The sequence below is a fragment of the Romboutsia lituseburensis DSM 797 genome, assembly GCF_900103615.1.
GTDB lineage: Bacteria > Bacillota > Clostridia > Peptostreptococcales > Peptostreptococcaceae > Romboutsia_F > Romboutsia_F lituseburensis.
In genome coordinates, this window is sequence record NZ_FNGW01000010.1 from 49776 (window position 1) to 71581 (window position 21806).

Annotated in this window: 17 protein-coding genes and 2 tRNA genes; 17 read left to right on the forward strand and 2 right to left on the reverse strand. The window is 28.6% G+C overall.

Going from position 1 to position 21806, the window contains the following annotated elements; genetic code table 11:
* Window positions 1–60: 60 nt before the first annotated feature.
* Window positions 61–942, forward strand: coding sequence for a cation diffusion facilitator family transporter (locus BLP75_RS15095; protein ID WP_092727370.1), 882 nt, complete (start codon window positions 61–63; stop codon window positions 940–942).
* Between the two features lie 84 nt (window positions 943–1026).
* Window positions 1027–1701, forward strand: a complete 675-nt coding sequence (locus tag BLP75_RS15100; protein ID WP_092727371.1) for a copper homeostasis protein CutC — start codon at window positions 1027–1029, stop codon at window positions 1699–1701.
* A 47-nt stretch (window positions 1702–1748) separates the two neighbouring features.
* On the opposite strand, the gene BLP75_RS15105 is transcribed toward BLP75_RS15100, so the two are convergent.
* Entirely contained in the window at window positions 1749–2387 is a 639-nt protein-coding gene (locus BLP75_RS15105) for a Crp/Fnr family transcriptional regulator (RefSeq protein WP_092727372.1), read from the reverse strand.
* Between the two features lie 115 nt (window positions 2388–2502).
* Between BLP75_RS15105 and hcp the strand changes: the two genes are divergently transcribed.
* The 9 genes from hcp (at window position 2503) to BLP75_RS15150 (ending at window position 10400) form a co-directional block, all read left to right on the forward strand.
* Window positions 2503–4140 (forward strand): hydroxylamine reductase, encoded by a 1638-nt coding sequence (hcp, locus tag BLP75_RS15110; RefSeq protein WP_092727373.1) that lies wholly within the window; start codon window positions 2503–2505, stop codon window positions 4138–4140.
* Between the two features lie 121 nt (window positions 4141–4261).
* Window positions 4262–4335 (forward strand) — tRNA-Cys (locus tag BLP75_RS15115).
* Between the two features lie 9 nt (window positions 4336–4344).
* Window positions 4345–4419: transfer RNA gene (locus BLP75_RS15120), tRNA-Thr, on the forward strand.
* 364 nt (window positions 4420–4783) lie between these two features.
* Window positions 4784–6184 (forward strand): MATE family efflux transporter, encoded by a 1401-nt coding sequence (locus BLP75_RS15125; protein WP_092727374.1) that lies wholly within the window; start codon window positions 4784–4786, stop codon window positions 6182–6184.
* Window positions 6185–6277: 93 nt separating this feature from the next.
* Entirely contained in the window at window positions 6278–6973 is a 696-nt protein-coding gene (sfsA, locus tag BLP75_RS15130; protein WP_092727375.1) for a DNA/RNA nuclease SfsA, read from the forward strand.
* Between the two features lie 186 nt (window positions 6974–7159).
* The gene (locus BLP75_RS15135; RefSeq protein ID WP_092727376.1) at window positions 7160–8425 is read left to right on the forward strand and encodes a 30S ribosomal protein S1; all 1266 of its coding nucleotides are present in this window, start codon (window positions 7160–7162) and stop codon (window positions 8423–8425) included.
* 67 nt (window positions 8426–8492) lie between these two features.
* On the forward strand, window positions 8493–9203 hold the full coding sequence (locus tag BLP75_RS15140) for a phosphatase (RefSeq protein ID WP_092727377.1): 711 nt from the start codon (window positions 8493–8495) through the stop codon (window positions 9201–9203).
* Between the two features lie 79 nt (window positions 9204–9282).
* Window positions 9283–9825, forward strand: a complete 543-nt coding sequence (locus tag BLP75_RS15145) for a PaaI family thioesterase (protein WP_330385824.1) — start codon at window positions 9283–9285, stop codon at window positions 9823–9825.
* A 110-nt stretch (window positions 9826–9935) separates the two neighbouring features.
* Complete coding sequence (locus BLP75_RS15150) at window positions 9936–10400, forward strand: DUF1097 domain-containing protein (RefSeq protein ID WP_092727378.1); 465 nt, start codon at window positions 9936–9938, stop codon at window positions 10398–10400.
* Between the two features lie 147 nt (window positions 10401–10547).
* Here the strand turns inward: BLP75_RS15150 and BLP75_RS15155 are convergent, their stop codons facing one another.
* Window positions 10548–11855 carry a conjugated bile salt MFS transporter gene (locus tag BLP75_RS15155; protein ID WP_092727379.1) on the reverse strand — a complete coding sequence of 436 codons (1308 nt, stop codon included), beginning with the start codon at window positions 11853–11855 and terminating at the stop codon, window positions 10548–10550.
* A 324-nt stretch (window positions 11856–12179) separates the two neighbouring features.
* Here BLP75_RS15155 and BLP75_RS15160 point away from each other — a divergent pair, with 324 nt between their 5' ends.
* The 6 genes from BLP75_RS15160 (at window position 12180) to BLP75_RS15185 (ending at window position 21787) form a co-directional block, all read left to right on the forward strand.
* Complete coding sequence (locus BLP75_RS15160) at window positions 12180–13703, forward strand: helix-turn-helix domain-containing protein (RefSeq protein WP_092727380.1); 1524 nt, start codon at window positions 12180–12182, stop codon at window positions 13701–13703.
* Window positions 13704–14115: 412 nt separating this feature from the next.
* Window positions 14116–15471 (forward strand): alanine:cation symporter family protein, encoded by a 1356-nt coding sequence (locus BLP75_RS15165; protein WP_092727381.1) that lies wholly within the window; start codon window positions 14116–14118, stop codon window positions 15469–15471.
* Window positions 15472–15568: 97 nt separating this feature from the next.
* On the forward strand, window positions 15569–17218 hold the full coding sequence (locus tag BLP75_RS15170) for an amidohydrolase (RefSeq protein ID WP_092727382.1): 1650 nt from the start codon (window positions 15569–15571) through the stop codon (window positions 17216–17218).
* A gap of 223 nt (window positions 17219–17441) precedes the next feature.
* A complete protein-coding gene (locus BLP75_RS15175) occupies window positions 17442–18794 on the forward strand; it encodes a hypothetical protein (protein ID WP_092727383.1) in 1353 nt (450 codons plus the stop codon).
* A 279-nt stretch (window positions 18795–19073) separates the two neighbouring features.
* On the forward strand, window positions 19074–21065 hold the full coding sequence (locus BLP75_RS15180) for a YgiQ family radical SAM protein (RefSeq protein WP_092727384.1): 1992 nt from the start codon (window positions 19074–19076) through the stop codon (window positions 21063–21065).
* Window positions 21066–21229: 164 nt separating this feature from the next.
* Window positions 21230–21787, forward strand: coding sequence for an ECF-type riboflavin transporter substrate-binding protein (locus tag BLP75_RS15185; protein ID WP_092727385.1), 558 nt, complete (start codon window positions 21230–21232; stop codon window positions 21785–21787).
* The last annotated feature ends 19 nt before the right edge of the window (window positions 21788–21806 follow it).

Here is a 21806-nt window from a genome sequence, read left to right on the forward strand (position 1 = left end):
AAAAGAGTTTCAAGTATAAGTATATATCAATACTTGGATAACTAATTTAGGGGGATTTATATGCAAAATAATAATTTTAAAAAAATAAAACAAGTATTATGGATAATACTATTTGCAAATTTTTTTGTTGCAATACTTAAAATTATAGTTGGTACTACAATAAAAAGTGCAAGTATGACTGCTGATGGATTTCACTCTCTATCAGATGGAGCGTCAAACATAGTTGGTATTGTTGGAATTGGTATTGCATCGAAACCGAAAGATAAGGAACATCCATACGGGCATACAAAATATGAGGTTATTGCAAGTATGTTTATTGGGGGCATGCTACTTATAATAGCTGGGAAAATAATATTAACATCTATATCAAGAATTTCAAATCCTATTCATCCTACAATAACTACAGAAAGTTTAATAGCACTAATTATAACATTATGTATAAATATATTTGTAACTACTTATGAAAATAGAATAGGAAAAAAATTAAATAGTTATATACTAATATCAGATTCAATGCATACAAGAAGTGATATATTTGTATCTATAGGTGTATTGTGTACTTTAATAGGAGTCAAATTAGGATTACCATCTATTATTGATCCAATAGCATCATTAATAGTTTCTGGGTTTATAATATATTCAGCTTATGAAATATTTAAGTCATCAACAGCTGTATTAGTAGATCAGGCTATAATAGATGAAAATGAGATAGAAAATATAGTTAAAACTTTCGAAGAAGTAAAAGGCGTCCATAAGATTAGAAATAGAGGATGTGGAAATGATATACACATTGATATGCACTTATTAATAGATCCTTATATTAGTATAGAGCACTCTCATTATTTAACACATGAAATTGAAGATAGAATAAAAAACACTTTAAATAAAAATGTTCAAGTTATTGTACATTTAGAGCCATTTTATGAAAATAGAAGTAAGTAAAATAGAATATAAAATTAGGCCTATTTATAGTATTATATATATTAATATAATATTAATTACAAAAGAACATAATAGGGGGGACATATGCTAGAAATTATAGGAATGACAGTTGAAGATGCTAAAATGATAGAGGGTTGTGGAGCAGACAGAATAGAACTGGTAAGTGCACTTACAGAAGGTGGTCTTACTCCTAGTTTTGGCCTTATAGAAAAAGTAGTAAATAGTGTTAATATACCTGTAAATGTTATGATTAGACATCATGCAAATAGCTTTGTGTATAGCGAAGAAGATATTAATATAATGTTAAAGGATATAGAAATTGTTAATAGTATAGGTGCAAATGGTATTGTGTTAGGGTTATTGGACAATAAAAATAAAATAGATGAAGTTAATTTAAAGAGATTAATAGAAAATGATAACTCATTAGATATAACTTTTCATAAAGCAATAGATGAAACTAATCCTGTAGAAAGTATAAAAATATTAAACTGTTATAGTAAAATAACAAATGTTCTTACATCTGGAGGAAAAGGAAATATCATGAATAATTTAGATACTATAAATAAAATGATTAATGAATCTAAAGATATAAAAGTGTTGCTAGGTGGAGGACTAAATTTTGATAATATAGAAAAAGTTAAAGAAAATACATCCTATTGTGATTTCCATTTTGGTACAGCTGTAAGAATTGATAAAGATTCATTTAAAAAGATAGATGAAAAAAAACTTAAAGAATTAGTAACTATAATAAATAGTTGATAAATAAAAAAGTTAGATTTATTTAAATCTAACTTTTTTATTTATGTTTATTGCATTAAAATAGATTTTAATTCATTGATATCAATAATTTTAATTACATCTTGAGCATAGTCAATAAGGCCATCATCTTTCATTTTTATTAATTCCCTAGATAGAGAAGGTCTTGGTACACCTAACTTCTCAGATAATTTTTGTTTTGTCATATTAAGTTTAATAAAAATACTTTCTTGATTTTTAGATTCTACTACTAAATAATTAGCGATTTTTTGACGTATACTAGTCAATGAAAGTCCTGTAATAGAATTGTTTAAGTTAATAATTTTATTAGTTAAATCATTTAAAAACATCGACAAGAATTCAGGATTATGAGAGCAAAAACTTATAAAATCATTTTTGCTAATAAACATAACTTTACTTGGTTTAGATGCTAAAACTGTAGCTGGATATTTATTTGTATCAGAAAATGCTATTACTTCTCCAAAAAATTCACCTCTAGTAAAAGAAGATAAATGGATAACATTATTGCTACTTAAGATACGCTTAATATCAACTTCTCCATCTAAAACTAGCCCAACTTTAGTACAAGGAGTTCCCTCAAGTGCTATAACATCATTTTTAGAGTAATTTATAACAGTGTATGGAGATTCTTCGAAAAACCTTAGTATATCATCTTTACTCATAACCATAAATTTCACCAAACTTTCTTTATTATATAATAATGTAACCTATGTTACCGAAGTATATACTAATTATAACATATAATGAGTATATAAAATACACATTATAAATGGAGGAATCAAAATGAAAGATAAGATGTTTTGTTTTCAATGTCAAGAAACAGCAGGGTGTACAGGCTGTACAAAATTTGGAGTATGTGGAAAATCACCAGATTTAGCTAGAATGCAAGATTTATTAATATATACAACTAAAGGATTATCAGAAGTAACTACGAGATTAAGAGAAGAGGGGAAACAAGTATCTTCAGAGGTTAATCATATAGTAACAATAAATTTATTTACTACAATAACAAATGCTAATTTTGATGATGCGATATTCTATGAAAGAGTAAAAGAAACCTTAAATATCAAGGAACAATTATTATCATTATTAGATAATAAATCTAATTTATCTGAAGCTGCATTATATAATGCTAATTCAAATGAAGATATGGATGAAAAATCAACAAAAGTAGGCGTATTAGCTACTAAAGATGAAGATATAAGAAGTTTAAGAGAGCTTATAATATATGGTATAAAAGGGCTATCTGCGTATATGAAACATGCTAATGCACTAGGTTATGATGATGAATCAATAAATATATTTATGCAAAGTACATTATCAAAAATGCTAAATGATAGTTTGACTGTAGATGAATTAATAGCCTTAACTTTAGAAACTGGAAAAGTTGGAGTAGATGGAATGGCTTTATTAGATTCTGCTAACACAAGTACTTATGGAAATCCAGAAATAACAAAAGTTAATATAGGTGTTAGAAATAATCCAGGGATATTAGTATCAGGACATGATTTAAAAGATTTAGAATTATTATTAAAACAAACAGAGGGTACAGGTATAGATGTTTATACACATTCAGAAATGTTACCAGCACATTACTATCCAGCATTTAAAAAGTATTCTCATTTTGCAGGAAATTATGGGAATGCTTGGTGGAAGCAAAAAGAAGAATTTGAAAGTTTTAATGGACCAATATTAATGACTACAAACTGTATAGTACCACCAAAAGATAGCTATAAAGATAGATTGTATACTACTGGTGCAACTGGATTTGTTGGTTGTACTCATATAAAAGGAGAATCAGAAGACAATAAAGATTTCTCAGCTATAATAGAACAAGCTAAAAAATGCCAACCTCCTATAGAGATAGAAACAGGAGAAATAATAGGAGGATTTGCACATAACCAAGTATTTGCACTTGCAGATCAAGTTGTAGAAGCAGTAAAAACAGGAGCAATAAAAAAATTCTTTGTAATGGCAGGATGTGACGGAAGAGCTAAATCAAGAAATTATTATACTGACTTTGCAAAGGCACTACCAAATGATACAGTAATACTTACAGCAGGATGTGCAAAATATAAATATAATAAATTAAACTTAGGCGATATAAATGGTATACCAAGAGTACTAGATGCAGGTCAATGTAATGATTCATATTCACTAGCTCTAATTGCACTTAAATTAAAAGAAGTATTTGAATTACAAGATATAAATGAATTACCAATAGCATTCAATATAGCTTGGTATGAACAAAAAGCTGTAATAGTGTTATTATCATTACTATATTTAGGCGTTAAGAATATACATTTAGGGCCTACTTTACCAGCATTTTTATCACCAAATGTAGCAAAAGTATTAGTTGAAAACTTTGGTATAGGTGGAATAACTAACGTTGAAGATGATTTGAAAATGTTTTTAGGATAAAATAAAATAAGAAACTGCGTTTTAAGCGCAGTTTCTTATAACATAAAAAGTCAAAATATGACGAATAAAAAGAGTTGAAAATTTTAACAAAAATTAATATAATTATTAGTGTAATCAATAAGGCGACATAGCCAAGTGGTAAGGCAGTGGACTGCAACTCCTTGATCCCCAGTTCGAATCTGGGTGTCGCCTCCAAATATATATGCTGGTGTGGCTCAACGGTAGAGCAGCTGACTTGTAATCAGCAGGTTGTAGGTTCGATTCCTATCACCAGCTCCAATTAAAATAACTTTAATCAATATTGATTAAAGTTATTTTTTATGCTTAAGGATATTGTGATACTTCATTTTCTGTGGATAACCCATGAAAGTAAGTTATATTAATAAATTAGTTTTGAGCATAAAAAATATTTTGAGCAACTGACGAAGTCGTTAGCAACAGGAGCGAAGCGACTTTTTTATTTGCTATAATAGCTATCATTATACTAATTATGAATATATTAATTTTAAAAAAATATTTTAAATTAAAATGAATTAACTTGAAAATAAATCTGGGTATATAGTATAATAGTGAAAAATATTTAAATATGATTAGCTGCATGTAAATATAAAATTTAAAATAAAAATTTATTGGAGGAAATAAAATGAGCAATTCAAGTACTGATTTAGGTAAAGAAAGTGTAGGAAAACTTCTTTTTAAATTAGCTGCTCCTGCTATAATTGCACAGCTGGTAAATGTCTTATACAACATAGTTGATAGAATATTTATAGGGCGAATGCAGGGTGGAGACATGGCTATGGCAGGTGTTGGTGTAGCTTTTCCTATAATTTTAATTATATCTGCATTTAGTGCATTAGTAGGTATGGGGGGAGCTCCGTTAGCTGCTATAAAAATGGGTGAACAGGACAACGATGGTGCAGAACAAATAATGAGTAATAGCTTTTCTGTTTTAATAATATTAGCAGTATTATTAACTGTAGGATTTTTAGTATTTAAAGAACCTATATTATGGGCATTTGGAGCAAGTGATGCAACTATAGGTTATGCATTAGATTATTTAGGTGTATATCTTATAGGTACTATATTTGTTCAAATTGCTTTAGGTATGAATCCTTATATAAATACACAAGGATTTGCAAAAGTAGGAATGATGACTGTAAGTATAGGAGCTATAATAAATATCGTACTAGATCCTATACTTATATTTGGATTAGATATGGGTGTTAAAGGAGCAGCTCTTGCAACAATAACAGCTCAGGCTGTTTCAGCTATATGGGTATTACGATTTTTATTTGGAAAGAAAAGTGTATTAAAAATAAGAAAAAAATATTTGAAATTAGAATCTAAAATAGTATTACCAATTTTAGCTCTAGGGATAGCACCATTTATAATGCAAGCAACGGAGAGTTTAGTTTTAGTATCTCTAAATAGCCAATTACAAAAGTATGGTGGAGATTTAGCAGTAGGTGCAATGACTATAATGAGTAGTATAATGCAAATTATATTACTTCCAAATATGGGATTAACACAAGGTGCTCAACCTATAATTAGCTATAACTATGGAGCTAAGCAAATAGATAGAGTAAAACAAACATTCAAGTTATGTTTAGGACTATGTTCATTATATACAATAGCAATGTGGGCAGCTCTTATGTTAGCTCCGCAAGTATTTGTAAGTATATTTAACAATGATCCTGCTTTAATGGAAATAACTACATGGAGTATAAAAATATATTTTGCTGGAATATTTATATTTGGAATTCAAGTTGCCTGCCAACAAACATTCCTAGCACTAGGTCAAGCAAAAATATCTTTAGTTCTAGCATTATTAAGAAAGATAATATTACTAGTGCCATTAATATTTATACTACCAATGTTTATAGAAAATCAATTATTGGGAGTATTCTTAGCAGAACCAGTAGCAGATATATTAGCTGCACTTACAACAATAGTATGCTTTATGGTATTTTATAAAAAGACATTATCTGTTATTGAAAATTCTGATGATAAAATTCTGAAAGAAGATATAATAAATACGCATTAATATAGTTAGATAGTTGCCCTTATGGATATAAATAATATTCATAAGGGTTTTTTACATATAAAAAATTAAAATACTAAAGGAGAGAACAAATTAATGGATTATAAAAAAGTAATTAAATCTAAATTTATAGAAAGACCAAATAGGTTTATAGCTTATTGTTATATAGATGGATGTATTGAAAAAGTTCATGTTAAAAATACTGGTAGATGTAAAGAACTATTAACTCCAAATTGTACAGTTTATTTAGAAGAAAGTGATAATCCAAATAGAAAAACTAAGTACTCATTAATTGCAGTAGAAAAAGGACAAAGGTTAATAAATATGGACTCACAGATACCGAATAAAGTTGTATATGAAGCTTTGATGAGTAAAAAATTAATATTACCAGGTTTAGATGAAGAAATAACATTTATTAAGCCAGAAAAAACTTATGGTAATTCAAGGTTTGATATATATGTTGAAACTGAAAATAAAAAAGTTTTTATAGAGATAAAAGGAGTGACATTAGAAGAAGATAATATAGTAATGTTTCCGGATGCAAAAACAGAAAGAGGAGTTAAACATATAAATGAATTAATTGAAGCTCGAAGTGAAGGATATCTATGTTATATAATATTTGTAGTTCAAATGAGTGATGTAACTTATTTTATGCCAAATAAAAAAATGCATAAAGAGTTAGGAGACGCTCTTATAAACGCTAGAAATAAAGATGTAAATGTATTAGCATATGACTGTCATATAAAGCCAGATAGCATAAAATTAAAAGATAAAGTTAAAGTTATTTTATAAAAAATTATTATAAAGTAAAATAAATTTAAAAAATATGATAACTTTTCCTAGTAATTTAGTATAATAAAATAAGTGGAAACTTTACTAAAATAAGTGTTTTTGTATTGTAAGAAAAATGTAAGTATTTAAAATATTAATGGTATAATACTTATATATGATATTTATATAATGAAAGGATTGATAACTATGACAGAGAATCTATCGATGAAAGAATTATTAGAGCAACAAGAACAAGAGTTTAACAGTGTTAAAGTTGGACAAACTATAACAGGAAAAATAACTAAAATAGCTCATGATGATATAACTTTAGAGTTAAATTATGGATTTGACGGAGTTATATCTATAAAAGAACTAAACCTTCCAAAAGGCAAATACGCTAATGAAGTATATAATGTAGGAGATGAAATAACGGCAGTTATAACTAAAGTTTACCATAAGGATGGAGTAATACATTTATCTAAGCTTAAGTTAGACGAAAAATCTGACTTTGCTGACTTAGAAAAGGCTTACCAAGAACATAGAATAATAACTGTTAACGTAGAAAAAAATATAGAAAGAGGAGTGTTTGCTACATATAAAACACAAACTCTATTTATACCAATATCACAATTAGATACTAAGTTTGTTACAGATACAAAAGCTTATGTAGGACATAACTTAGAAGTATACATAAAAGAAATGGATCCTAAGAAAAATAGATTAGTAGCTACTCATAGAGATGTATTACAAGAACGTTTAGATAAAGAAAGAGAAGAAAGAAGAGTTCGTATACAAGAAGAAAAAGAAGCTGCAAGAATAAAGGCAAAAGCAGAGAAGGAAGCTCGTATAGCTAAAGTTAAAGCAGAAAAGGAAGAATTATTTAATTCTTTAGAAGTTGGACAAAGAAGAGATGGTAAGGTTACTAAGTTAATGTCTTACGGAGCATTTGTTGATATCGGAGGAATAGAAGGATTACTTCATATAAATAACCTATCTTGGGAAAGAGTTGAATCTGTAGAGGATATGTTACAAGAAGGACAAGAAGTTCAAGTTTATGTACTTGATATAGATGCTGAACATAAGAAATTTGCTTTAGCACTAAAGGATATAAACAATGACCCTTGGGAATTAGTAAAACAAGATGTCGAGTTAGACGACATAATAACTGGAACTATAGTTAGAACTATAGAAAAAGGTGCTTTTGTTAAGGTAAGAGAAGGTGTTGAAGCATTCTTACCTATATCAGAATTAAGTGAAGAGAGAGTAACAAGAGTTACTAATGTTGTAAATGTTGGTGATGAAGTTAATGTTATGGTAATAGAATTTAAACCAAGAAATAGAAGAATGGTTGTATCTATAAAAGAAGCTACAAGAGAGCCAGAAGAAGATATAAGCGAATTTTTAGAAACTGAAGATTCATTAGGAACTCTTGGTGAATTATTTAAAGAAAAATTTAAAGGATTAGAAAAGTAATAAAAAATAAGCCATATTGATTTATCAGTATGGCTTAATTGAGTTTGAAATTTTAGGAGGACAATAAATGAAAGCATTAATAGATTTACATACTCATACCATTGTAAGTGGACATGCGTATAGTACAGTTCAAGAAAACATTCAAGCAGCTATAAAGTCTGGATTAAAATACTTAGGGCTATCTGACCATGCACCTCAAATGCCAGGTGGACCACATCCATTTTATTTCCATAGCCTTTATTGCATACCTAAAGAAGTCGATGGTTTAAAAATACTTAGAGGAATTGAAGCAAATATCGTTGATTTTGAAGGAAATACAGATGTTCCTGATGATATGCTTACTCATATCGATTACATGATAGCAAGTTTACATCCACCATGCATACAGTTTGGAACTAAAGAGGAAAATACAAATGCAATTCTTAAGGTAATGGATCATCCAAAAGTTAAAATAATAGGACATTTAGATGATAGTAGATACGTAGTAGATTACAAACGTGTAGTTGAAAAAGCTAAACAAAATAATATTTTAATGGAGATAAATAATTCATCTCTAAAACCAACTACATTTAGACAAGGAGCATGGGAAAATGTAGCTAAGCTATTAGATGAATGTAAGAAACAAGAAGTAAAAGTAATAATGGGAACAGATTCTCATATATCTTATGATATAGGTGATTTTACGTATTCTAAAAAAGCGATAGAAGAAAATAACTTCCCTAATGAATTAGTTATAAACTATAATGATGAAGAGATAATAAAGTTATTTGATTTATAAAAAGAGAGCTTTAAAAGCTCTCTTGAAAGCGTAGAGAAAATCTATGCTTTTATTTTTTAGTTAGTAAGTAGATCTTGATATGAAATTAATAAATATAGATATATTATTAGGATGGTGTAAAATGAAACATAAAGTTATAAAAAAACAAAAAAGCAGTAGTAGATGTATAGTCTGTGGAGTAAATAATGAATTAGGCATGAAAGCATCATTTTATGAGTTAGAAAACAATGAGTTAGTAGCAGTTTGTGATACAAAAGATTGGCATCAAAGCTATCCTGGTAGAGTTCATGGAGGAATGTCTGCAGCTTTGTTAGATGAAACAATAGGAAGAGCAATTAGTATAAATGATGAAACTATATGGGGAGTTACAGTAAGTTTAGATTTAAAATACAAAAAACCTGTACCAACTGATACAACTATAAAGATAGTAGGTCGTATAACTAAAGAAAATAGAAAACTATTTGAAGGTAGCGGAGAAATAATCTTACCTAATGGAGAGGTTGCAGTAACAGCTACAGGGAAATATATGAAGATGCCGGTAGATAAAATAACTAATGAAAATTTGGATGAAGATGAATGGTTTTTAGATAATGAAGAAATACCTGAGTATATAGAATTATAAATGTTAATACCTAAAATTTATATATTTTAATATGTATTATAAATCTTGACAAAACTATGATAACGTTTTATATTGTTATAGCATAAAAATATAAATTCTTAGGGGGCAATATGGACAGTTTATTTGCACTTTCTTTAACAACTGCTATTTTTTGTGGAATATGGAGTGCTTTAAGCTCTAGCTTAGGCTTAATTGCATGGGCTGGATTTGCAGGTTGCACGTCATTTTTCGCAGCAGGAGGAAAATCAAAAGGTTTTAAAAAGGCTATCTTAACAAATTTAAGTGGTGTTTTTTGGGCTATGATAAGTATAAAAATATGTCAGTATATTGAAATTGAGCATATAGGAGCTATTACAACTGCAGTAATAACATTTATAATGTGTATACAAGCTAAAATTAAATTTTTAGATTTTATTCCTGGAACTTTCATAGGATCAGTGTCAACATTTGCAGCTAGTGGTAATTGGAAAGCAGTAGCTTTAGCTTTGATTTTAGGTGGAATTTTAGGTTACATCTGTGAATCAACGGGAATATGGTTATTTGAAGTATTAAATAAAAAAGATAATACTAAATAGAATTTAAATTAAAAATAATTGAACATTAAAAGCTACTGTAATTTTATAATTACAGTAGCTTTTTTAGACTTAGATATTATATTTTTAAGGATATTACACATTGACTTTAACTAAACTTAACATAACAATTATTTAAATTAATACATTTTAAGCAGCTTCTTTTAAAGCTTCTTTTTGTAATTTATCTATTCTTTCTTTATTTAACTTAGACATACCTATAGAAGCTAATATTAATGATCCATAACATATAAATATAAACACTAATATAGCAGTCCAAGCAACACCGTATCCCATTTTATCAACTAATAATCCGAACACAGATGAACCAGCAGCGAATCCTACAGCAAAAAATATTTGAACTACTCCAAGAATAGCACCGAATTCTTTTTTACCAAAGAACGAACCTGCAAGTAGAGAAGGTCCCATCATATAAGCAAATACTGATAAACCTTTTAAAGCCGCAAATACTTGAGCTAACATAGGCATTTGACCTGCAAACATTAATGCTAAGCATGAAGACCCAGCTAATACAAATGCAACAAATAAACCTTTAGTTATACCTAACTTATCGAATATTATACCTCCGAATAAGTTTCCTCCAAGTGAACATAATGCAAATATAGAACCAACCATACCAACTATCATAGGATCTATTTTTAAATGTAACTTTAAGTATGCTGGATATTGTACTGCTAGAGCAGATACGTACATACCTAGGAAGAATAAACCAAATCCAAATAACCAGAAGAATTTAAGATTTTTAGCTTCTTTAAAAGTATATCCCCAGTCAACTGAAACTGATTTTTCAGTGTTTTCTTTTCCGCTTTCTTTTTTCTTACCTTTAACTATTTCATTTTCATTTTTAGGCATTCTTAAGAAGAATAATGTAACTGGTATACCTATTACTAATGATAAAACTCCAAACATTAAGTAAGATTTAGAAGCTCCATTAGTAGCTAGTGAAAATGCAGTCATTTGTTGCAAGAATATATTACCTATAGATCCCCCTGCAAAAGCTAATCCCATTGCTTTACCTTTAGATAATTCATCAAACCACCCATTTATTAAAAGTGGAACCCCTATTGAAGATATAGCTGCTGTACCAACTTGAACTACACCTGCAACAAGGTAAAATTGCCATAATTCTTGACACATAGAGAATGCTAAGAATCCTCCACCAGAAAGTATACATCCTAATAAATACATCATTTTAACGTTTATTTTATTGAACATCATACCTATAAATGGTGAAGCTATGGCAGATACTACTGTACCTAATGTAAATATTAATGAGAATCCTGCTAAAGTGAATCCCTTTTCCTCAACAACATAACTTACAAATTGAGGTTGAATGTTTGCTGCAACACCAAATGGTATAGCTTGTATAAGCATACATGCAACAACTATTAACCAACCAGTGGCAAATTTTTTCTTGTTTTCATTTAAAGTACTCATAATTTTTATGATTTCTCCTTTATTTTTTTTGTAAATAGGCTTTGTACAAATTAAAGGAATACGTTGTGTGATTTTATGATATCATAGAATGGTATGAAATCTAAGCGATTCACAATGAATCATGCTGAATTGTATTGAAATATGGAATCAATATAATTCAATGAATTCAATAAAATTTCAAAACGGATTTAGTTTATACTTAGATTAGGATATCTTTAAAATAAAAAGCAATTAAAGAATACAATAGGAATTATATGTAAATAGTAAATAATAATTGACTATTTTTAAGGCAAAATGATAAAAGTCAGGGAGGATAATGGCAACATGAAAAGTATAGTTTTTGGGCAGTTATTAGAGAAATTATTATATTTATCAAATCAAAAAAAGAGTACGTTAGCTAGAGAGTTAGGCTACGATGTATCATATATAAGTAAATGGATTAATGCTAAAAATTTACCGACACAAAAGAATATATCAATAATATGTAAGACAACAGCTGAATTTATAGTTAAATCTCTTACACCTACATCAAAGCAAGAGCTTATAGACTATTTTGAAATTGATATAGATGTAAGTGACAAGGATGTATTAACTCAGTATATAGAGCGAAGTTTAAGAGAATCATATTTAACAACTGCGGGAAAAGGTTCTTTAAATGTTTATAAAAGTACAAGATCTGAAGATTCATATAATAGTATAATGCACATAAATCCAAGGCTTAGAAAGCAATATTTAAATAAAGATTTTGGGATATTTGCAACTAAATCTAATAAGTTTGATTTAATAATTTCAGCAAACTTGTATAAGTTAAATAATGATGAAAAGATGGCTATAGCTGATATGAAGGAAGGCCTAAATAAACTATCAAAAGATAGTGATATAAGAGTTAGGTTTCTAATGGGGTTTGAAGGAAGTCATGAAGATATAGTGTTTAATACTATATTAATAATAAATATGATGACAGTTTATCCTAATATGAAGTTTGAAATATATAATTGTGATGTAGATTCAAATGCAATATTAGCTGTAATCAAAGATAGAATTTTTCATAGTGCTATATTTGCAAAAGATAGAAGATGTCTATTCACTAGTATGTCTAAAGAAAAACATATAATAGATGAAATGTATTATAGCTTAGAAGATATATTAAAAAATCAAGGAAAGCTTATTGCAGAGAGAAAATCTCCAATTGATTTAATCAAAGATAAAATATATATTCAGTATATAATGGGGCAAGATTTAAGATGGTTAATAGGTTCTATGAATGAATTTTTTATGCCTTATGATTTATTTATGGAAGTTGGAGCTAGTATATTTGGGGATGATCCAAAAATTTTAAATGAGTTAAATCAAATAAATATATTTTTACAAAATGTAACGTATATATCTAAAATTAAGGTTTTAATGTATGAATCAGAATTAAAAAGATATATATCAACAGGCGAGCTTAAGTTCTTTAATATACCTATAAAATTAACATTAGAACAAAGAGAAAGACATATAAAATATATACAAGATATAGTAGAAAAATCAGAGAATGTAGAAATTAAATTAGTAGATGGTAGTTTTGTAGAAGACTTTAAAAATACTGCAGATCCATCATTATATCTATCTAAAAATATTAAATTAGCTAAAACACATCCTTTAAATAATATAAATGATTATATAATTATTAAAGATAATGAATTTAAAAATTTATGTGATGAGTTATTTAAAGTACTATGGAATGATAGAGAAGATGTAGTTATTAGTGATAAGGAAGAAATAGTAGAAAGAATATCTAAAACTTTAGCTTATGCAAGAATTATAAATGGAACATTTAACCCAAATGAAAGCTATAAGATTTAAGTTGAATTATTCATAAAAAATTGAATTTATTGAAATAAGTAAAATATATTAAAAATTATACATTGACTAAAAGTATAAAAAATTGCTAATCTGTAATTGTAAATAGGCGCTTAAAAATAACATTAGATTCAGTAATGCTTTTTAGATACGTTAGTATTTATTCAAGTTATATATTTAAAACAAAATAGCTCTTAAAATAAAATGGCTATTTTAACGATATATATTTATGATAAAAGAAAACGTATCTAAGGTTATTATTGATTAAATTTAATGTTTGAATTTTAGGGAGAACCTATTTTTTTTATTGCAAAAAATAAAAAAAATAGAGTTAATTAGAAATAATCAATTTTATAAGACGTTATACAGAAAATAAATGTGTAAAAATCTAAATATTAAAAAGGAGAATTAAAAGATGCTACATCAATTAGAAGTAATAATAACAAAAGTATCTGAAGCAATATGGCCAATATTCTTACCATTCATGTTCGTGGTTGGTGCAACAATGGCAGTAAGAACAATATTTATGATACAAAAGCAAACTACATCGTCTGCTAAGCTACAAATTAAAAATGTTATAGGACCGGCATCTATATCGTTAGGAGCAATGATAGGTACTGGAGCTATAATAGGGGTGTTAGGTGCTTTATCAAAATTATCGGCTTCAGGACAAGCTAATATAGAAGCAATGGCTATATGGGCTTTAATAGGTTCTTTAATAATGTTACCAGTATCTTATGCTGAAACATTAAATTCTAAAATAATGAATAAAACTCCGAAAGAGTATATATCATCATTATTACATCCTAGTTTAGGAAAGTTATATGCAATAGCATTCGTTGCACTAGCTGTATTTGGTTTTGGTGGATTCCAATTCAGTGGTATAGATTCAGTAGTTGCATCTATAGCGATGGATAAATTCAATATGGAATTATCATTAGTTCAAAGATATTTATTTATAGTAGTACCAGTAATAGCAGTAGTTGCTGCATTAGTATTATCTAAGAAGCATGAATTATTTATGGGAGCTATGACTTACATGATAGGTTCAGCAGTTATAGGATATTTTGCATTCTTCGGAATGTTCGTAATGAAAACTGCTGATTATGTTCCAACATTCTTCTCAAGTATGATGGAAGGTATGGCTAACCCAGTAAGTGCTATGCTAGGATTACCATTAGGATTAATATTAGGTATGCAAAAAGTATTACAAACTGCAGAAACAGGTCTTGGAGCGTTAGCTATGGCTGCTCAAGAAGCAGATACTCAGCCAAGAGAAGCTGCTATGATATCTTTATTACCAACAGCTGTTACAGTATTCGTTTCTATAGTTGTTACTTCTTATATAGCTTCTTGGGGTGTTCAGCATGGAACTTTAGCTTTAGTAGATGCTAATGGAGCTTCAGTAGGAACAGTACAAAGATTAGGTGGGTATATTGCAACTGCTGAAAGTGTAACAGGAATGTTTGGATTAGTAGTATTATCAGCATTCACAGTATTATCAGCATTAACTACAATACTTGGATCATATTATTATATGACAAAGTTATTTAAGAAAAATGCAGTAAATAAGAATATAGCAATATACTTAGGATTAATAGTAGCTGCTGGTACTTTAGCAGTATTTGGAGCTAATGTTGTATTCGAAGCTGTTGACTTATTATTATTTGTTCTTTGTGGAGTAAACGTAACTGCATTAGCTGTATTTACATTCAAGCATTGGGAAGCTTACAAGTTAGGTAAAAACGCTTCAGAAAAGAAAGCTGCTTAATTATAAGAAATATAAATTAGATGAAAAGCTGCTTAATTAATTAAGCAGCTTTAATATAAATCATAAAAAACTTGCCTGAAGAGGGGAGAAAGACAAAATGAGTAAAACAATTTATTTTAATGGAAACATAATAACAGTAGATGATAATAATACAGTTGCTCAAGCTGTATTAATAGAAGAAGGGTTAATAAAAGCTGTAGGAACTAATGAAGAAATACTTGCATTAGCAAATGACACTGAAAGAATAGACCTTGAGGGTAAGACTATGATACCTGGATTTATAGATCCACATGGTCATGTAGTTGCTACAGCACAGACTCTAATGATAGTAACATTAGGTGATGTAACATCAAGAGAAGAACTTGTTGCTAGATTAAAAAAAGAGCTAGAAGAAAATCCACCACAAGGAGATAAGTGGTTAATAGGATTTGGATATGATAATACTAAGTTTGAAGATGGTCAACATCCTACAAAATTTGATTTAGATTCTGTTAGTACAGATATTGCAATAACTGTATCACATGCATCAGGTCATTTAGCATGTGTTAATTCAAAAGCTTTAGAGCTATATGGATATCATGGTGATGATTATGTAGTTCCAGAAGGTGGAGTTGTTAGAACTGTATCTCCTGACTCGAAAGAGCCAAATGGAGTATTAGAAGAAAATGCTATATTAGATAGTGAAAAGAAAAAGATTGTTATATCTCCTGGATTTGAAGATGTATTAAGAGCTGTAGAAAGAGTTCAAAAAATATATGCTTCATTAGGTGTTACTACAACTCAAGATGCATCAGTTGAAGAGGCTAATGGATATAACTATATATTAGATACTTGTGCAAAAACAGGTAGACTAATAATAGACATAGTAGGATTAGCAACTCAACCATCAACGATGAAATTGATGAAAAATGAAGAAACTCCAAAGAGAGAATACAATAATCATTATAAATTAGCAGGAGCTAAAACTTGGTTAGATGGTTCTCCACAAGGATTTACAGCTTGGTTAAGTAAGCCATATCATGTTGTGCCACAGGGGCAACCAGAAGACTACTGTGGATATGGAACACAAACTGATGAAGTTGTAACTCAATACTATGTTGATTGCATAAATTCAAATTTACAAGTTCATACACATGTAAATGGAGATGAAGCTTGCGCTCAATTCTTAAGATGCTACAAAAAAGCCTTAGAAATAACAGGAAGCAAAGAAGATCTAAGACCTGTTATGGTTCATTGCCAAGCGTTAAGACAAGATCAATTAGATGATGTTATAGCAGTTGGAGCAATACCTACATTCTTTAATGATCACGTAAGATTTTGGGGTGATTTACACCATGATCAAGTATTTGGACCAGAAAGAGCTCAAAATATATCTCCAATAGGATGGGCGTTAGAAAAAGGTATAAAGTTTACCCTACATCAAGACCCGCCTGTAAAAATGCCAAATCAAATAATAGCTATGCATACAGCGGTTAATAGAACTACAGAATCAGGTAGGGTATTAGGTGAGCATCAAAGAATATCAGTTATGGATGCACTAAGAGCTGTAACTATAAATGGAGCTTATCAATATTTTGAAGAAGATATAAAAGGAAGTATAGAAGTTGGAAAATATGCAGATTTAGTTATATTAGACAAAAACCCACTTGAGATAGCAAGTAATGAAATAGAAACTATAAAAGTCTTAGAAACTATAAAAGAAGGTAATACTATATTCGTAAATGAAGCTGTTTTACAAGAAGCATAATTTATTTAAGAATATATGAATATAGCGCAAATTTATATTTGCGCTATATTTTTGATAAAATCAAATAAAAATAAACTATTTAAAAAAGTATTAAATATTAAAAATATTATATAAATATGTACTAAATACAAGATGTTATTGATATTGTAAATTATGCGTTGGTAAATAATAAGCCAGCGCTTAATTTATGCATATATACTAGAATAAAGGAGATATATAGGGGATGGAAAATCTTATACTAGAAATAGAAGAACTACTAAGAATAATATCAAATATAGCATGGCCAGTTTTTATACCATTTTTAATCTTAGTGGGTATTTATGTAAGTGTTCAAGTGATTTTCAATATAAGGCATCTTACAACTGAAAGAAGTAAGTTGAACTTTAAATATATAATACCTCAAACATCTGTAACATTAGGAGCAATGGTGGGGACAGGGACTATAATAGGTTTTTTAGGTGCTCTTAGCAAACTTTCAATTAGTGGGCAAATATATGTAGAAGCTGTGGCAATTTGGGCGTTAATTGGATCGATTGTATTGATACCAATTTCATACTGTGAGACTTTGATTGCAAAGATTGTAAATTTGTCTCCTAGAGAGTATATAGGCAAATTTATATCAAAGAATGCAGGAGAAATGTATGTACTTTCATTGATATTTCTTTATGTTTTTGCAATAGGAGGTGTTCAATTCACAGGAATAGATGCAATAATGATTACAGCCCTTGATAAAGTAAGCAATATAGAATTGTCACCAATCCAAAGGTATATATATATAGTTATTCCAATTATAGGAATAGTATCTATCGTTATATTTAATAAAAGAGAAAAAATATTTATAAAAAGTATGATAGGTATGATTCTAGTTGCGATAGCATTTTACTTTGTATTCTTTGGATTGTTTACATTAAAAACAGCTCATTATATTCCAACATTCATAGAAAGAATGATTGTTGGTTTTAAAAATCCAACATCAATACTATTTGGAATACCATTAGGCCTTATATTTGGTATGCAAAGAGTCATACAAATAGCTGAGCCTGGATTAGGAACATTAGCTATGGCTGCATCAAAATCAGAGGCTAGCCCTAGAGTAGCAGGTTTTATATCTTTAACATTAACTATGACATTGGTAGTAGTATCTATTATAGTAACGTCATATATAGCATCATATGGTATGAATGAAGGAACAATAAGTTTGTCGGCTAAAGGTGTATATAAATTAGTATCTTATTTTGAAACGGTTATAAGCGTAACTGGAAATTTTGGATTTATGATATTATTTATATTTATAGTATTGTCAGGAATGACAACCTTATTAGGTGGGTATTTTCTTTTAAATAATATACTTGATAATAGCAAATACAAGAATAATATCATTTATATAATTCTTGTGTTCATGGGTTCAGTATTAGCTATATTTAAATTTGATATGATATTTAATATTTTAGATTTATTACTTCTTATTTCTATAGGATTAAATATAAGCGCATTGGCAATGTTTGCAGAGTTTGAATGGAGTAAATATAAAATAAGGGACTACGACTTCAAAATATCAAATAATAAGGTATCGTAATAAAATTGATATAATGTAAAAATGAGTAAAGTATCTAATTGTAATAGTAACTATTAATTTTAGATACTTTTTTTATTAAAAATATATTTGGCCTAAAAATTCTGTAAGTATTTATAAACTTTTGTTTTTTTATATAAATTAAGGTGTATAATACTTAAATAGTGATGAAAAAAGAATATAATTAGTGTTATAATTAAATCTTACTATAAAAATTAAGTTAAGTTATTCTTTTAAATAGTTAGGATATAATAAATAACAATAGATTAAGCAGGTGATAAAATGGAAAATAAGTTTTTACCAATATGTAAACAAGATATGATAGATAGAGGATGGGAAGAACTAGATTTCGTCTTAGTAACAGGAGACGCATATGTTGACCATCATAGTTTTGGAACTGCTATAATATCAAGAGTTTTAGAAAACGCAGGATATAAGGTGGGAATAATAGCACAACCTGACTGGAAAAGTACAGATGACTTTATGAAGCTAGGAAGACCTAGATTAGGATTTTTAGTTAATGGTGGAAATATGGACTCTATGGTCAACCATTATTCGGTAAGTAAGAAGCATAGAGAAAAAGATATGTATTCTCCAGGTGGGAAAATGGGTCTTAGACCTGATAGAGCAACAATAGTATATTGTAATAAGATAAGAGAAGCATATAAAAATGTACCAGTAATAATAGGTGGTATAGAAGCTAGTTTAAGAAGATTTGCACATTATGATTATTGGAGTGATAAAGTAAGAAAATCTATGCTGATAGATAGTGGTGCAGATATGTTAGTATATGGTATGAGTGAAAAGCAAATTGTAGAAGTTGCAAATGCTCTAAATGATGGATTTGATCCTAAATATATAAGACATATAAATGGAACATGCTATGTAGCGGATACTTTAGATGAAATATACGATGATTATGTTTTAATACCATCATATAAAGAAGTTTGTGATGATAAAGTTAAATATGCAAAAGCTTTTAAAGTACAATATGATGAGCAAGATCCATTTAGAGGTAAAGCCATCGTTCAAAAGCATGCAGATAAATATGTGGTTCAAAATAAGCCAGAAACGCCTTTAACTAGAGCACAATTAGATGAAGTATATAATCTTCCTTATCAAAAGACATATCACCCAACATATAAAAAAGATGGTGGTATACCAGCAATAGAAGAAGTTAAATTTAGTATTGTTAGTTCTAGAGGATGTTTTGGAAGTTGTTCTTTCTGTGCAATAACATTCCATCAAGGAAGAGCTGTTCAAAGTAGAAGTCAAAACTCTATAATAGAGGAAGCTAAGTATATAACTACTCTACCTGATTTTAAGGGATATATACATGATGTTGGAGGACCAACAGCAAACTTTAGAAAAGCAGCATGTAAAAAACAAATAACAGAAGGTTTAGGAGCTTGTAAAAACAAACAATGTTTACATCCAGAACCATGTAAAAATTTAGATGTAGATCATAGTGAATATTTACAATTACTAAGAAAATTAAGAAAGCTTCCTGATATAAAGAAAGTATTTGTACGTTCAGGACTTAGATATGATTATATAATGGCAGATAAGGATAATAAATTCCTTAGAGAGCTAATAGAGCACCATGTAAGTGGTCAACTAAAAGTTGCACCAGAACATGTGGCTGAAGAAGTTTTACAATATATGCAAAAACCAGCAGGAAACACATATGATAAGTTTAGACAAAAATTCTTTGCTATAAATGAACAATTAGGAAAGCAACAATATATAATTCCTTATTTAATGTCATCTCATCCAGGTTCTACATTAAATAGTGCAATAGAATTAGCTGAATATTTAAGAGATACAAATTATCAGCCAGAACAAGTACAGGATTTCTATCCTACTCCAGGAACATTATCTACAACAATGTTCTATACAGGATTAGACCCTCTTACAATGAAACCTGTATATGTTCCAAAGTCAAAGCATGAAAAAGCTATGCAAAGAGCATTACTTCAATATAAAGCACCTAGAAATTATGACTTAGTACATGCTGCACTTGTTGAAGCAGGTAGAGAAGATTTAATAGGTCTTGGCCATAGATGCTTAATAAAACCTAAAGATGTTAGACCTTACGCAAATAGAGTATCTTCAGGAAAGAAAAAGAATAACAACTCAAAAGGAAATGATTCGAGAAGTAATTCTTCAGGACGTAAAACAGGTAATAGAAGTAATAATACCAATAAGGATAAAAGTACTTTTAAACCAAAAAGTAATAAAAATGCTAAGCCTATAAAAAAGAAAAAAAGATAATTTAAAATAATAAATAGCAAACAATATCAAGCTGATGTTGTTTGCTATTTTTAATTACCATATAGTCGACCATTATTGACATTTTTCGTCTTAAGATTTATACTAAAATTTGTGCATAAATTAAAAAAATGTAATCTATACATCTAAAATAGAGAGGTGTAAATATGAATAATAATAAACTTTCAATAAAAACAATAGTTGCAATAGGAATAGGATCTGCTGTATTTATGATATTAGGTAGATTTGGCTCTATACCTAGTGGTATACCAAATACTAATATAGAAACAGCATATGCATACTTAGCATTAATGGCTATACTATATGGCCCTTGCGCTGGATTTTTAATTGGACTTATTGGTCATGGATTAAAAGATTTGGTATTTTATGGTATGCCGTGGTTTAGCTGGGTTATATCATCTGCTATAGTAGGCTTAATTATAGGATTGGTATATAAAAAAATTAAAGTCAATGATGGTGAGTTTGCTTTAAAAGAAATTATAATTTTTAATATAACTCAAATAATTGCTAATGTAATAGCATGGTTTGGAGTTGCACCAACATTGGATATTGTGATATATGCAGAACCAGCAAATAAAGTATATTTGCAAGGTGCAATAGGTGGAATTTCGAATATGATAACAATTGGAATTTTAGGAACTTTAATTTTATTAACATATTCTAAAACTAAAATGAAGAGCGGAAGCTTAAGAATAGAAGAGTAATTTAAAATGTGTATATTTA

What these genes read in the sequence shown, in the direction of transcription:
- BLP75_RS15125 (WP_092727374.1), top strand. Translation starts at nt 4,784, where the DNA reads ATGAGCAATTCAAGTACTGATTTAGGTAAAGAAAGTGTAGGAAAACTT.
- BLP75_RS15140 (WP_092727377.1), top strand. Translation starts at nt 8,493, where the DNA reads ATGAAAGCATTAATAGATTTACATACTCATACCATTGTAAGTGGACAT.
- BLP75_RS15095 (WP_092727370.1), top strand. Translation starts at nt 61, where the DNA reads ATGCAAAATAATAATTTTAAAAAAATAAAACAAGTATTATGGATAATA.
- sfsA (WP_092727375.1), top strand. Translation starts at nt 6,278, where the DNA reads ATGGATTATAAAAAAGTAATTAAATCTAAATTTATAGAAAGACCAAAT.
- BLP75_RS15155 (WP_092727379.1), bottom strand. Translation starts at nt 11,855, where the DNA reads ATGAGTACTTTAAATGAAAACAAGAAAAAATTTGCCACTGGTTGGTTA.
- BLP75_RS15175 (WP_092727383.1), top strand. Translation starts at nt 17,442, where the DNA reads ATGGAAAATCTTATACTAGAAATAGAAGAACTACTAAGAATAATATCA.
- BLP75_RS15145 (WP_330385824.1), top strand. Translation starts at nt 9,283, where the DNA reads ATGAAATTAATAAATATAGATATATTATTAGGATGGTGTAAAATGAAA.
- BLP75_RS15100 (WP_092727371.1), top strand. Translation starts at nt 1,027, where the DNA reads ATGCTAGAAATTATAGGAATGACAGTTGAAGATGCTAAAATGATAGAG.
- BLP75_RS15165 (WP_092727381.1), top strand. Translation starts at nt 14,116, where the DNA reads ATGCTACATCAATTAGAAGTAATAATAACAAAAGTATCTGAAGCAATA.
- BLP75_RS15170 (WP_092727382.1), top strand. Translation starts at nt 15,569, where the DNA reads ATGAGTAAAACAATTTATTTTAATGGAAACATAATAACAGTAGATGAT.
- BLP75_RS15160 (WP_092727380.1), top strand. Translation starts at nt 12,180, where the DNA reads ATGAAAAGTATAGTTTTTGGGCAGTTATTAGAGAAATTATTATATTTA.
- BLP75_RS15105 (WP_092727372.1), bottom strand. Translation starts at nt 2,387, where the DNA reads ATGGTTATGAGTAAAGATGATATACTAAGGTTTTTCGAAGAATCTCCA.
- hcp (WP_092727373.1), top strand. Translation starts at nt 2,503, where the DNA reads ATGAAAGATAAGATGTTTTGTTTTCAATGTCAAGAAACAGCAGGGTGT.
- BLP75_RS15135 (WP_092727376.1), top strand. Translation starts at nt 7,160, where the DNA reads ATGACAGAGAATCTATCGATGAAAGAATTATTAGAGCAACAAGAACAA.
- BLP75_RS15180 (WP_092727384.1), top strand. Translation starts at nt 19,074, where the DNA reads ATGGAAAATAAGTTTTTACCAATATGTAAACAAGATATGATAGATAGA.
- BLP75_RS15150 (WP_092727378.1), top strand. Translation starts at nt 9,936, where the DNA reads ATGGACAGTTTATTTGCACTTTCTTTAACAACTGCTATTTTTTGTGGA.
- BLP75_RS15185 (WP_092727385.1), top strand. Translation starts at nt 21,230, where the DNA reads ATGAATAATAATAAACTTTCAATAAAAACAATAGTTGCAATAGGAATA.